The sequence below is a fragment of the Bacillus sp. CH_48 genome, assembly GCF_038008465.1.
Classification (GTDB): domain Bacteria; phylum Bacillota; class Bacilli; order Bacillales; family Bacillaceae_G; genus Bacillus_A; species Bacillus_A thuringiensis_S.
Map to the genome: position 1 here is coordinate 342,321 of NZ_JBBOZF010000001.1, position 13,594 is coordinate 355,914.

The window sequence follows — 13,594 nt, forward strand, 5'->3', positions numbered from 1 at the left end:
AGATGCTATATTACTGGTACACAATATACATCACCCTTTTCAGTCTTGAAATCTTAAAAACAAATAAAAAAGGACACACCTATCGCATATGTATGCGTAGGTGTGTCCTTTTGCAAGATAGTTTTAGAAGTATTTTGTTACTTTCATCATATCATACTTCTTATTAATTTTATATACGAAATTAAATATTTTACGATATTATTTCTTTTTCTCATGTATAAACATAATGCGTTGTTTTTGTATAACATAGCTTAATTTTGCAGCAAGGTTTTCTCCATTATTCCTATTTTCAAAACTTGAAATTGTATTGGTCATATTCTTTCTAATAACTTTTTTTATTTCGTGCTAGTTATTTTCTTTTTCAACATGATGTTATTTTTCTTTTATTCTGGGTAAACAAATATTACGGGTAGAAAAACGAAAAATTTCTCTTATTCTAAAATAATTCCCTCGACACAAAGATACTATCTCGTTCAAGCATTCAACTTAATAAATATGTTTTAGAAAGGTTAGAAAAAATGGATATTTTATTAGCGATTTTACCAGCATTATTTTGGGGAAGTATTGTACTCTTCAACGTTAAACTAGGAGGCGGTCCTTACAGTCAAATACTTGGAACTACCCTTGGCGCTCTAGTTTTTTCTATCGGTGTTTATATTTTTATAAAACCCGTTTTGACGCCCGTGATGATAATTGTCGGGATTATATCTGGCCTATTTTGGGCATTAGGACAAGCCAATCAATTGAAAAGTATTGATTTAATTGGGGTTTCTAAAACAATGCCTATTTCAACAGGGATGCAATTAGTTTCGACTACTTTATTTGGGGTCATTGTATTTCATGAATGGTCAACAACAACATCTGTTGTATTAGGTGTTCTGGCACTTCTTTGTATCATAATCGGAATCGTTCTCACATCTCTCCAAAGGAAAGAGGAGAAAAACGATGAACAAAAAGGAAATTTCAAAAAAGGGATTGTGATGTTATTAATTTCAACTCTTGGTTACTTAGTATATGTGGTAATTATCCGCCTATTCGGTATAGACGGATGGTCAGCGTTATTACCACAAGCCATTGGTATGGTGTTAGGTGGAATTCTACTAACCTTTAAGCATCAACCATTTAATAAATATGCGATTCGCAATATTATTCCTGGTTTAATTTGGGCAGCAGGAAATATGTTTTTATTTATTTCCCAGCCGCGTGTAGGGGTGGCAACAAGCTTTTCCCTTTCCCAAATGGGGATCGTGATCTCAACTTTAGGTGGAATTTTTATATTAGGTGAAAAGAAAACAAAACGACAATTTATTGCGATTGTCATTGGAATTATCTTCATTATTGCAGCTGGCATTATGTTAGGAATTGCTAAAGGATAAAAAGGAGGAAAAAATTATGTATACAGATTTAAAAGGGAAAGTTGTTGTTATTACGGGTGCATCCACAGGATTAGGAAGAGCGATGGCAATTCGTTTTGGAGAAGAACAAGCCAAAGTTGTAATTAATTATTATTCAAACGAATCAGAAGCAAATGAGGTAGTACAAGTAGTTAAACAAGCAGGTGGAGAAGCGATTGCGATAAAAGGAGATGTAACAGTTGAATCAGATGTTATCAATCTCGTTAAATCTGCTGTGAAAGAATTTGGTACACTGGATGTCATGATTAATAATGCGGGTATTGAAAATTCAGTACCTTCATATGACATGCCATTAAGTGATTGGAATAAGGTAATTGCTACGAATTTAACAGGGGCTTTCTTAGGGAGCCGGGAAGCAATTAAATATTTTGTTGAGCATGATATTAAAGGTAGTGTTATTAATATGTCAAGCGTTCACGAGCAAATTCCATGGCCATTATTTGTACACTATGCAGCAAGTAAAGGTGGCGTTAAGCTAATGACAGAAACATTAGCACTAGAATATGCACCAAAAGGAATCCGTGTAAATAATATTGGGCCTGGTGCTATGAATACGCCGATTAATGCTGAAAAATTTGCGGATCCAGAAAAACGTGCCGATGTTGAAAGTATGGTTCCTATGGGATATATCGGAGAACCGAAAGAAATTGCAGCGGTAGCAGCATGGCTTGCTTCTTCACAAGCGAGCTATGTAACAGGTATTACACTGTTTGCTGATGGTGGTATGTCGCTATATCCATCTTTCCAAGCTGGACGCGGTTGATTGATATATAACTAAATTAGTTACTTTCAATATGTTTAAATGCGGCAGTTAGCTTTTTTATTGAATAACTTTTTAATTATTCGTGACATCACATACATTTTGTAAAAAATACACTTTTCTTTCTGTAGAATTATAGGAAAGGATAATGTTATTTTAGGTTTACAATTTCGCTTTAGTTAAATGCCGATGGGTAAAGAAGCCCTATTAAATTTAATATTATAATCAAAACAAAGGTATCCTTTATTATAAGGTATTCCTTTGTTCTGATTATATAATTATCTATTTTCAATTTCCAAGTAGCCCATTTATATAGTATGTTTATAGGTTACCTAGGATAAATTATAATATTATTTGAAATTAGTTTTCCTATAGGCTGTGTATGAGCGGCATCTTTGTATAATTGAACTATAATATCTGTAGTTTCTTTTTCGCGAACATTACCTATTTTTAGTTGTTTTATTGGAATTTTCAAAGAAAAACTTCCAACAGTTGTATCATGTGCTACAGACTCTAGGTCTCTATCTGATAAAGCCGTATCATAATACATGTTACTACAATTTCCTTCTACCTCTAATTGCATGCCTACGGTTTTATTATTGGGCTTATATTCAGTTTGATCAGTATTTACCCTATCTTTACAATTGTTACCTGCAGCTGTAACTTTATACCATCCTCCCGATGCAGCTTCAGCATTTCCTGATGTAATGAAAATACAACCAAACATAAAACTCAATCCCATTAAAACTTTCATATATTAGATGCCCTATTTAGTCATTCCTGGATCCCACTTTTACTAATAACCTTAACAAGTGGTTATTTACATAATTAGACTATTGTATCCAAAATAAAAAAACACTATTCTTCCTTTATATTTCTACAGAGAGAAAGGCGTTTTTCTGGCAGATATTTCTCTAAACTTTTGAGAGAGATGTTAATGCAAGATTGTTATTCCCTATGTTCCTCTATCACCTTATAGTAATCAATTTTTTCTTCAATAAACATTATACTACTCGGAGTATACCGAGTGTATTTTTGTAAATAATAAGATTGTTAAATGTTAAATCGAGGAGGGTTTGTATGCAAGATCGTAAAAAATCTATAAAAAGTCCTGGTTCTGTTATGAAACCAGATTTTGCTAAAACAGATGCACAAAAAGTGAAACAAGAAATTCAAAATGATGTAAGAGCAGGACAAGGAGCAATGACTTCCCGAGAGGCAGGGGCAATGCGAGATTAAGAAAACACTCCTTATTGGTTTTTTCTTCTCTAGAACTTTAACCAGTAAGGAGTTATTCCCGAACTATTTTAGCTTTTTACGTTTTTCCTTTAGAAACATAATGCGTTTCGTTTGTAAATCATAGGTTAATCTTATATCGAATTTCTCTCCATTAAATCTATTTTTTTAAACTAAGATTATTTTCTTTCAGATAATGTATTGCATCTTTGTTCACCGATCTTAAATCTATACCTTGTTTCTCTGCTGCAAATGAACATCCACAATAACACTGACGGAAAACATCATATTCATTACACATTTCAATTGAACGTTGATATCCATTACTTTTTTTGAAATCACTTGGTAAATAACGCGAATCATAATTTTTTTGCACACCGATTCCAAGTTCATTTATTAATTGACTATTTTTATTTTTAGAAAGAGTAATGGCACTCCCAAAGTAATCAAAACCTTTTTCTTGTGCTACCTCAGCTGAACGATCCAATCTCATATCAAAACAAGCTGAACAACGAAGCCCGCCTTCTGGCTCTTCTGCCAAACCTTCTTCTTTTACCATTTTAAAGAATACATTTGAACGGTAGTCATCCTCAAGAAATCCTACTGTGTGCCCAGTACGATCATTGAACTTTTCTACAAAGATCTTTTGTTCATTAGAGCGTCGCATGTACTCACTTTTCGGATGAATATTCGAATTCGAGAAAAAAACCGTAATATCTGCATGTTCTGCAAGAAATTCCAATGAAGCAGTACTACAAGGAGCACAGCATGAATGAAGTAACACTTTTGGTCTTTCGTTCCTTGCTTCCCAATCATTAATCATTTTTCTTAATACTTTATCATAATTTATTTTCTGATTCTTCATTTTCTTTAAATACGTTTCTACATCTAACACTTCTTTCACAACTAAACCTCCTGTTTATTTTTATTTATTATATCACTTAAATTAATTAATAAAATATAATAATGTATGTATTTATCGATCGTAAAACGGTTCTTATAACCTTTGGTGATGGCTAAAATAATATATGTATTCTATTACCTCTATTTCTAAAATAAATCCTTAATCCTTCTTTTTCATCACAAAATCTTTTGGATTACCTTTTAACTGGTAATACTTCACGTTAAGACGAATAACTACTACGATGATTACCAAAAATCCTATTATATATAACATTGTTCCTTGCTCCGTTTCTTATTGTTTAGCGAACTTATTCTGTAAATACTTCACATGTTTATTTTCAGTATCCTTATCAGTAATATTTGCTTGCAAAATAGTCTGGTAAATATGCTCGACCTCGTCTTTTGTTAATTTCACATCAATATAGGATTCGATACATTTCTTTAGATCGTTATAATATAGGACATGTTTATCTTTAGAATGAACATTTACTCTTTTTAGGCTGCATTTTGGATGAAACGCTACAATAGAAATACACGGCAGCTGTTGTTCCATCACCCATTCAATTGTTTTCATGTGCTTATAGTTTTGTCTAAATGGATTCTGAAAAGAGTGTTTCTTTCTAAAAATACCTTTTGTCCATCTTGCTGCCTTCTCACTTCCATAAATCCAGCCCTCGTAGTTCTTCGTTTCTATAACAAATATACCTGTTTCTGCGATAACAATATGGTCAATTTGAGTTGTATCACCATACTCTGTATGAACCGTCACATCATGTAACACCCAATACCTTTCGTGATCTAATTTTCTTAATATACGTTTTACCATCTTTTCTCCAGCTCTTCCTTTCCATTTTGGAGCATGTTTTTTTACCATAATGTTTATCGGTATCAGAAGCACAATTAGAATTAATTCAAATATTAATACTTTCATAATATAAGTCCCCTTTTCACATTCTTGTGTTTCTACGCATTAAACGATATACATGGGTTTCTAATCCTAAAATATAATATGAGATACATAAACCTTTTATCACCATCTCTATGAATCCTAATGCTAATGAAACAATGAGTCCGCCCCGAAATTGAAATGGTCTTGTCACCCTCCGATTCACTGGTTTTTCAATCACTCCAAAATTAGCCCAGGTTGGCAAACGCTTTTCTACATTCTTTATAGTGCCCATTAATCCATATTTCAATGACAAAATGAAACATCCAATTAGTAAATATACAATAGAAGAAAAATAGATAGATAAGCCCATAACAATAATTGTGAGCAGCCAACCTATCAAGATAGAATTACGTAAAGTGGTATATTCTGGATTTCTTTTCAAAACAAGCACTCCTATCAAAATAAATTAAGTTATTATTAAACACGAGGTATGAATTTCTAATTTAAATATTATTTTAGTTTCTATCTTCCTTGTCTGTTTTGTAGGCATACCAGCTCTACTACGAGGAGTGTTCATTCTACAAATGGAAATCCTTTACAACAAAAAACGATTAAAAATCGAACGAATTATCCCCTATATCAGAGGAGATATTTGCAGAATATGAAAGGAAAAATCAGATGGGTAGATAAAAGGTACTGAATGAACATTCAGTACCTTTTGCATCTATATATATTTCTTTACATATTCGCAAATAACCATGGAGCCAGTACGGCTAACATACATAGTAAACAAGATCCCGTTATAACGCGATTAGACCAACGATAATACTCAGGTTGTTTTGTACTCTCATGAATTCTTCGTAAACGAATTCCTGCAATTAACATAAAGGGTGTAAAAATAAGTGCTGTTGCTTTAAACAGGTCTAAAAAATCCGTAAAAATGTTCATAAACGAAAATACATCCGAACTAAATAAGAAATATACACTTAATCTCATTGCCATCATACTAACGAACGAGAAAATCATACTCCCTGTTGCCCATTTCATCCATTGACCATTCTTTGTAATTAACGCCATAACCATGACAATAACACCTAATATGAAAGAGATAGAAAAGATATTTACCCCTACTTTAAAAGCTGGTGCATACATACCCTCAACTTTTTGTATAATTGATGACCCAAATGAATCGTCTTTCTCTGTCGTTTTTGTTCGATTGTTTAATCCTTCGTTAAAAGATGAAGAAACATCATTTCCTTTCAATTTATTAAAATCCACTTTTACAGATGCATGAGCTGTATGTAAAGGTATGAGTACTAGGATCATAAAAACAAATGTACATAAAACTCCAATCATCCCTTTTTCTCGCTTCACAACACATCACCCGCTAATTTTGGCTTAATGCTCTTTAATTTGATTTCATTTCCTTCTGCAACATAACGGAGATCTGCGGAATAATAGATATTGGCTTTTGTATATGCCCCCATAATCGCATTTGCAATTTCTTCTTTTTCTACTGCTACATATGTTTCATTTTCATTATAAAACTCTATTTCAATTCGATTAATATTATTATTTAATACTGTTATATGTAACTCTTTTAAGCTATTCAAACGATTTTCTAAACCACACACTAGCTTAAATACCTTACTCGCAAGTGTAGGTGGCTTAACATACGTCGTATTAAAATGAATCGTTTCATCATCTATAACACCATCTTCCTCGACTGCGCATGTCATAATGAAAGAATGATTTTGTTTTTCAATTTCTTGTAGACTTAACTTGCGATCAATGACATATTTCAGACTTGTTGATAGATTTTCTATATATTCATCCAGTTCAGTATTTGAAATTTTAACCTCTGAGAATTCTGGGAAAATCATGTAAGCGTGCATATTAGAACTACTTTTACTTACACGTAATACCTGTACCTGTTTCTTTTCATAGCGCACCGTTTGTTCCAATTTTTTTACTACATTGTTGCTTATATGATCTATTATCATATTTCATCAGCCTCCAGTAATTTTAATAAAATAATTTTTACAATCTCATGTATATAAAGCATTGCAATATTTTGCTGAGGTCTCGAAACTCATATTTTATGACTAATAATCACTTTAATCTTAAAACATCTTAATATTACAATGACGTACAGTGTTTCATTATAGTCGAATATTCTTATATGGTGAATCGTTCTGTTTCACTCATTTGCATAAAAATAAAAGGCTATTTTATCCTTATACAAATGAGTGAGAACATACTGTATTTCATGCTATTTATCTAAGAAAATTTAACTGGGAAATGGATGTTATACACCCCCTAGTCATCTATTGTTTGATTCAACTAATGTATAGAAAATAGGTGGATTCACCTCAAATTTTATATACATTCATATATTTTCTGGTATTATCCCTCCTTCTGTATAAATCCGATAGCACTTCTTATTAGATATCTTTATAAATAACGTTAATCCTTGTTCTCTTTCTGTCACTTTTGCAGTCCACTTTAACGCTTGTGCCTCTTCTACTTCTGATTTTCACTATTAACAAAAAGCACAATTGTTCAAGTTCTAGAAATGTCATTCATGTTCTCACTTAGCATTTACTTCTCCATCCAAATTCTTTTAGACCGATGTAACAAATAAATTGTAAACACTGACAGACCCTTTTCTAATGTAATTTCCTTTGTGAGAGTAGTAATACGCTCTTACTCCTTACTAATCATCCTGCATTCCCTTGGTCAGCAAGAAACAAGACGTTTCACCAATACATTTCCCCTCTCAATTATTCAAATGAATCGCACTTAAACTAGCCCTTTACGAATTTGTTTTTTTCTTTTTCTTCTATGTATTGAAATTAAATAAAATTTTTCCGCTAAATCATTTTTATATGCATAATCATCTACCAGATTTCTAATTGCAATAAAAAAGGAAGCTCCAAGTATTCATATCACTTAGTTCTTCCTTTTCCCCTGTATAAACTACCATCACATGATTTATATCGTAGTTCTTCATTTGCACTCCCTAATAACTTATCTATATCAATCAATATATCATCCGGCTCTTTAGATTACTCTTTTAGATCAACTAATACTATTCAAACATTATTTTATTTCATTTTGTTATGAATCATAAATAATCCCACCTGCAACTTGAAAACAACATAAAAAGGACTTCTTCAAGTCGATTAAAAATGTGCATAACAAAATAAGCCATATATGCACTAATCGGCTCAAAGAAGCCCTTTCAAAATTGAAACAAGAACACAACTTGCTTCTGCAACTCAACCACAACACATAAGGCGTGGGAATAAACGGAATTCAACAATAACAATATACCTATATATTATACAATTTAGATTTTTGTATCAAGAATTTTTTTATTATCTTTAGTCATTTGTCAGATGTTATACAATCAATAAGCATTATCTAATAAGTTAATTCCAAGATCAAATATTATAATATTAATAGTAATCACCAGTGAAGTTTTACTAATAATGATAAATAAAAGACGCCAACTAGCGTCTTTTATTTACTCTTCCATATTTTGATTTTTCAATAATTCAAATTCCTATCTATGAAATATACTCCTCGTACCATTTAGCTTTTTTAGTTTACACTTTACACTCTTTTTCTTCATCTCACTCTTGTATTTCTTCGTACATACGCTGCCTTTCTTTGTTAACAGCTCTAATTTGATCGTAATCGTAGTCAATCGATTCCCTTTCTTCTGTTCTACGTTGTATTTCTTCGTATATACGCTGCTGCTCCTTGTAAGCTGCATCCCCCTGATCGTAATCAATTAATTCCTGTTCTTCGCCCCTAATTTGTCTTTTTCGCTCTTCTCTCTTTTGTTGTAGTTGATATCTTCTATATGCCTTCTTATCAGTAATTTTTTCACAGTCGTGCGCTAGCTCCTTCGTTTCGTCATGTCCATGTCCGCAAAAATCGTTTGGAATTATAGCACTAGATTTCTTAACAGATTCAGGATTAGGGTCTTCATGTTCTTTGCTAGCCTTCTCATCTTTAACTGCAGTATTGCTAAGACCATCTTGCTCTTTGTTCGTTACATTTCTATTAGAATCAAACTTTATAGTCATCGAACCGTGTCCACCGTGACCTAAATATATGTAGATAGAGAACAATTTAGTTGTTTCGCTGGATCCAGGCTTTCCTGCTATCTCTATGACTTTGTCCGCAGGCATTCCAACCTTGATTTGATTATACTGTTCTAGTGATACTGTTGATCCGTCTTCATGCACATCTTTATAATGCGGATATTTGTCATTGGTTTCCTCATCTTTATTCTTAGATTCCTCCACTTGTTGTACCTTTTTTTTCTTCTTAGGTTCTTCTGTACCCTCTTTGGCCTTAGGCGGATTGGACTTCTCCCCTTCGATCTTAGGGGGATTAGACTTCTCCTCTTCGACCTTTGCGACTTCTATAGAGTCTTGTTTCTTATATGGATCGTAATCCCCATCTTCCTTTACAGAGCAGGCACTGAAAATTGAAACAGACGTTGCACTTAATATAAGTAATTTGTTTAATAATTTCGTATTAAATTTCATAATATTATTCCCCCGTTACATATATTGAATTGACTCCTTATGCTTCTCCCTATAAACGCTATTCTTCCCATACGCACATAGACTCTTATATAACTTTGCGTAAGCCTCTTTGATATTCATTACAGATCACTTTTTGGCTATAGTACTTGTATAACGCCATAACATTTCAAGTTGATTAGTGTCACCCCAAAGTTAGCGTCTCTGTCATTATTCGCACTCTATTTCTATCAAATATCTTAATTACGTATCTTATTCCCCGGAAAGATTCATATATAAAACGTAATTCATTATTTAACTTACTCCAATAATCATCGGCTAAACGTTCAATTAGTTATATATAATTTTTATCCTTATTTCATACAAATTACTTTATATTACATTATATTAATGTATTCTCATCCTATTAGCAAATATTGTTAATCTATTCAACATTGATATAAGGGGAAAAATGAATAAGTGGAATTTTTAAGAGTGAAGATAAAATTTCGCTCGCTAATTCACATAATTTTCACGCATTAAAGCATGTTGATATTTGTTATATAATGAAACCAAGTCTTAAGTAAGATAGTTTCCCTGTTACGAGTAATGAGATAGTTTGTTTCACCTTTTTATATTATCAAAAAAAGAACTTGTAGTGATGCCTACAAGTTCTTTTTGCATTTTTTATGATTTTAACCAAGAAGAAACATACCAAAATGAAGATGAATTAAGTGATGATTAATAAAGCCTATAAATTTCGAATCTACCCACACCTAGCACAAGCAATTCTAGGCAACAAAGTTAATGTTATCTCTTTATTATCAAGCGAAGGTTTTATAGTACCCTCAGAACGAAATTTTGTGCTAACTTGTAACAATACAGCTCATTTTTTCGTTTTAAGGTATTTCATAATATGGGCTGGATGGGTATGTATAGTGACCTCTGCTTAATTATCACAAAAACATTAGCCTCTAATTGCATACACGCTAATTACGATGATTTCCCAATTCCAGCACCATAATGAATCTCTCCTTCTCCTCTTTTCATCAGTATTGATAGGTAATAGAGGGGCCAGTCACAAAAACAGGTTGTGAAGAAAGTCTTCTTCACAACCTGAGAGTAAGTTATATATCCAAATATGACCTGTTCTTTTAAGTATTTAGTCTTTTATAATCTGTTATAATCGATATAACTAGAGTCATAATAAATCCACTGACCTGTTCCAATTCTTAGCCAACCATTCTTTTCTTCATATACTGTAACTTTTTCGCCTTTACTTGTCTTTCTAACAATAGAATAGTTTGTACCTGACCCGCTTCGAACATTTACCCCAATACCATTAATTTGAGCCGTTCCAACTACCTTTTCAACACTACCATTTTCAATTACTTGTAGCATATTTAGAATGAATGTTGCTGTTTCACCACGAGTTGTTGTTCCTTTAGGGTCGTATTGATTTTCACCCTTACCTTTGACAATACCTAAGCCATACAATCTTTGTACATCTTCTTTATAGCTAATTTGGTCTTTGTCTGAGAATGGTAGGTTTACAACTGGTCCCCATATACCTTTATACTGTAAAGCCTTGTTTACAATAATTGCTGATTCTTCTCTTGTAATAGGTGTGTTTGGGTCAAAATAACCATCTCCTCTACCTTGAATGATACCTGCACTTGCAGTACGTTTAATACCATCTCGTAAAGTTGAATTTGCATCGTTTAGGTCTTTAAATGAAGCATCTCCCGCTGGCAGGTTTAGAGAGTTAGAGATTAATTGAGCAAATTCGGCTCTTGTTATCGCTCTATTGGGTGCGAAAACCCCGTTTCCTTCCCCTATCATAATACCCCTTCTATTTAACTCTCGAATAGCTTCTTCATACCAACCTCCTGTAATGTCATCTTTTGGTTGATAAAGATTATTATAATACCCCTCAACACTATTTACGAATACATCCCATTGCCCATTATTAATCATGTTAGCAGGACAGATTTTACCGCTCCATTTTTGGTGTTTTACAATATTATTTAACGGTACACCAGTTTCTTTCATTAAATAAGCTACAAGTTTCTTAGCGTTATCTACCGCTTTACTGTAGTTTCCGTCACTGTTAACTGCAATTTCAATTGCAATAGATTCTCTATTACCTGGACCATCACCGTCTCCTGCGTGCCATCCGTTCTCGTTTAATGGTAGATGTTGATAAATCTCTTTATCGTCTACTGTAAAATGCCACGATGCAGCTCGGTCCGTGTTCCCTACTGCTTGGTTATATAGGTATTGAGCATGGTTTCTAGCACCTGCTCCTACACTTGTATTATCAGTCTCATGAATTGTAATATACTTTGGACTCATGTAGTTTTGAGGACGAATATTATCGTTACCTGCTGGAACAATCCATTCAGTGAATGGAACACCGTTTATTGTACTAGAGGTGCTAGGTGATATGGGAGACAGACTACGTTTTGTTCTGTTTGAATTGTTAGGAACAGTTAATGTGCCTGTTTCTTCATGAATACCCTCTGAGCGTTGAAGACTATCTGCTTTCTTATTGTCGACAGTACCTCCACCACGTCCGTCTACCTCTTCAAAACTAGCTTCAATACTTTTTAAAGCCTGTTCATCTGTTGTTTGAATTTGGTCTGTGTTCTCTTGCACTTGAAGGCTTGTAGATTGCTTATTGTTTACTGATTGTTGTTCCTCTGCAAACGATACCAATGGTGAAGATAATACCGTTAATCCTGCCGTGAATGCTACTACTTTTTTATTAAATTTAATGTTCATTTCTAATTTGGTATATCTCACTATCTTAATAGATATACCTTCCTCCTTGTACTTCTTTTAGTTCGAATGATAGTTTAAATATTGGTAGCCTGAACCTTCAAAATGACGGATTGATTTTACATTTCATATGTCAAACCGACATCTATAAGTCCTACATGAAATGTCAGTACTTTAGAATTATAACACAGCACGGTTGCAGTCATCCCAGGACTCTTACAAGTAATCTCCTAATCTTGTACATAATGATAGTATGAATCTAAAAAAGGGGCATTATCACATCGCTATCAATCTAAGGTTTTACACTACCCATAAAGTAAAAAATACGTTATCCTTTCTGTGGAATTATAGGAAAGGATGGCATATTTTTTCTTTATGACTCTTTCGATTCTTGACGAACTTCAACCGATTGCTGAAGAATTACAGCAGCATATGTCTCCTCATGTTCTATAAAACCTAGTCAAAGAAAAAGGATTTGTACAACGAAAAAGTAAATATCAAGCACAGGAGTTAGTTGCTTTATATGTATGGCTATTATATACCAAACGTACATTCAATGGATAGTGACGTAACACTTTATGTATGTCGAACAATTAAGATAGCTCCTTGCCATCCCTTTTTCAAAGCCAATTCATCTCCCACCTACTCACTTGGCTTTGACCCTTCACGCTCCTTGAGGAAGGAGTCTTCTTGGCTAAAATGATAAATTATACTATTAAATTCTTAACAGTTATTATTATGGAATCGACAATTGCAACAAATTTTCTTCTCTAAATCTCTGCTTAAAGTGCTGGGATTTTTATTTTTGCACGTGCATTTCCTTTTCTTCTTCACACGTTTCAGATAACACCAATAGTAAAGATTAGGTCCTTCATATCCCATTGATCGTCTATACAGAGTTTTAATTAACTTGCTACATTCCGGACGTTCTTCTATATCATATTTCACGATATTTCCACCACTTAATACTACACATGCGCCTTCCATTACATACAGCATCCCAACTTATTCTTTTATTATTTTGAAAGTACTGTTGAAACGATTGAAGGTTAATATAAAAACATATTAT

General features: G+C 33.1%; 11 protein-coding genes and 3 pseudogenes. 6 read left to right on the forward strand and 8 right to left on the reverse strand.

Annotated elements, in window-relative coordinates:
• The first annotated feature begins 518 nt into the window (after positions 1-518).
• A complete protein-coding gene (locus tag N2V92_RS01630) occupies positions 519-1,376 on the forward strand; it encodes a RhaT/GlcU family sugar-proton symporter (protein ID WP_098505781.1) in 858 nt (285 codons plus the stop codon).
• Between the two features lie 16 nt (positions 1,377-1,392).
• Positions 1,393-2,178: a glucose 1-dehydrogenase gene (gene gdh / locus N2V92_RS01635; protein WP_170265026.1), complete on the forward strand. Its 786-nt coding sequence runs from the start codon at positions 1,393-1,395 to the stop codon at positions 2,176-2,178.
• 325 nt (positions 2,179-2,503) lie between these two features.
• Here gdh and N2V92_RS01640 read toward each other — a convergent pair whose 3' ends face one another.
• Positions 2,504-2,929 (reverse strand): hypothetical protein, encoded by a 426-nt coding sequence (locus N2V92_RS01640; protein WP_170265028.1) that lies wholly within the window; start codon positions 2,927-2,929, stop codon positions 2,504-2,506.
• Between the two features lie 326 nt (positions 2,930-3,255).
• Here N2V92_RS01640 and N2V92_RS01645 point away from each other — a divergent pair, with 326 nt between their 5' ends.
• Positions 3,256-3,414, forward strand: a complete 159-nt coding sequence (locus tag N2V92_RS01645) for a hypothetical protein (protein WP_170265030.1) — start codon at positions 3,256-3,258, stop codon at positions 3,412-3,414.
• A 157-nt stretch (positions 3,415-3,571) separates the two neighbouring features.
• Here N2V92_RS01645 and N2V92_RS01650 read toward each other — a convergent pair whose 3' ends face one another.
• From N2V92_RS01650 to N2V92_RS01660, 3 genes are all read right to left on the reverse strand, one after another.
• Entirely contained in the window at positions 3,572-4,306 is a 735-nt protein-coding gene (locus tag N2V92_RS01650) for an epoxyqueuosine reductase QueH (RefSeq protein ID WP_031303436.1), read from the reverse strand.
• 300 nt (positions 4,307-4,606) lie between these two features.
• Positions 4,607-5,245 (reverse strand): nuclease-related domain-containing protein, encoded by a 639-nt coding sequence (locus N2V92_RS01655; RefSeq protein ID WP_098505779.1) that lies wholly within the window; start codon positions 5,243-5,245, stop codon positions 4,607-4,609.
• A 16-nt stretch (positions 5,246-5,261) separates the two neighbouring features.
• Positions 5,262-5,645 carry a hypothetical protein gene (locus tag N2V92_RS01660; RefSeq protein WP_098505778.1) on the reverse strand — a complete coding sequence of 128 codons (384 nt, stop codon included), beginning with the start codon at positions 5,643-5,645 and terminating at the stop codon, positions 5,262-5,264.
• Between the two features lie 55 nt (positions 5,646-5,700).
• Here N2V92_RS01660 and N2V92_RS01665 point away from each other — a divergent pair.
• A pseudogene (locus tag N2V92_RS01665) lies at positions 5,701-5,893 on the forward strand (hypothetical protein); the annotation flags it as partial.
• A 48-nt stretch (positions 5,894-5,941) separates the two neighbouring features.
• On the opposite strand, the gene N2V92_RS01670 reads toward N2V92_RS01665, so the two are convergent.
• From N2V92_RS01670 to N2V92_RS01680, 3 genes are all read right to left on the reverse strand, one after another.
• Positions 5,942-6,577, reverse strand: coding sequence for a hypothetical protein (locus tag N2V92_RS01670; RefSeq protein ID WP_170265032.1), 636 nt, complete (start codon positions 6,575-6,577; stop codon positions 5,942-5,944).
• On the reverse strand, positions 6,574-7,206 hold the full coding sequence (locus tag N2V92_RS01675) for a hypothetical protein (protein ID WP_170265034.1): 633 nt from the start codon (positions 7,204-7,206) through the stop codon (positions 6,574-6,576). The genes N2V92_RS01670 and N2V92_RS01675 overlap by 4 nt, the downstream gene beginning before the upstream one ends.
• A 1,635-nt stretch (positions 7,207-8,841) precedes the next feature.
• Complete coding sequence (locus tag N2V92_RS01680) at positions 8,842-9,768, reverse strand: hypothetical protein (RefSeq protein WP_170265036.1); 927 nt, start codon at positions 9,766-9,768, stop codon at positions 8,842-8,844.
• 710 nt (positions 9,769-10,478) lie between these two features.
• On the opposite strand from N2V92_RS01680, the pseudogene N2V92_RS29950 reads away from it, so the two are divergent.
• A pseudogene (locus N2V92_RS29950) lies at positions 10,479-10,547 on the forward strand (helix-turn-helix domain-containing protein); the annotation flags it as partial.
• Between the two features lie 367 nt (positions 10,548-10,914).
• Here N2V92_RS29950 and N2V92_RS01685 read toward each other — a convergent pair.
• Positions 10,915-12,528: an S-layer homology domain-containing protein gene (locus tag N2V92_RS01685; RefSeq protein ID WP_170265038.1), complete on the reverse strand. Its 1,614-nt coding sequence runs from the start codon at positions 12,526-12,528 to the stop codon at positions 10,915-10,917.
• Positions 12,529-12,900: 372 nt separating this feature from the next.
• On the opposite strand from N2V92_RS01685, the pseudogene N2V92_RS01690 reads away from it, so the two are divergent.
• Positions 12,901-13,059, forward strand: a pseudogene (locus tag N2V92_RS01690) (IS4 family transposase); the annotation flags it as partial.
• Positions 13,060-13,594: the final 535 nt, after the last annotated feature.

Coding starts and splice junctions, on each gene's coding strand:
- N2V92_RS01675 (WP_170265034.1), bottom strand. CDS start 7,206: ATGATAATAGATCATATAAGCAACAATGTAGTAAAAAAATTGGAACAA.
- N2V92_RS01680 (WP_170265036.1), bottom strand. CDS start 9,768: ATGAAATTTAATACGAAATTATTAAACAAATTACTTATATTAAGTGCA.
- N2V92_RS01655 (WP_098505779.1), bottom strand. CDS start 5,245: ATGAAAGTATTAATATTTGAATTAATTCTAATTGTGCTTCTGATACCG.
- N2V92_RS01645 (WP_170265030.1), top strand. CDS start 3,256: ATGCAAGATCGTAAAAAATCTATAAAAAGTCCTGGTTCTGTTATGAAA.
- N2V92_RS01685 (WP_170265038.1), bottom strand. CDS start 12,528: ATGAACATTAAATTTAATAAAAAAGTAGTAGCATTCACGGCAGGATTA.
- N2V92_RS01640 (WP_170265028.1), bottom strand. CDS start 2,929: ATGAAAGTTTTAATGGGATTGAGTTTTATGTTTGGTTGTATTTTCATT.
- N2V92_RS01630 (WP_098505781.1), top strand. CDS start 519: ATGGATATTTTATTAGCGATTTTACCAGCATTATTTTGGGGAAGTATT.
- gdh (WP_170265026.1), top strand. CDS start 1,393: ATGTATACAGATTTAAAAGGGAAAGTTGTTGTTATTACGGGTGCATCC.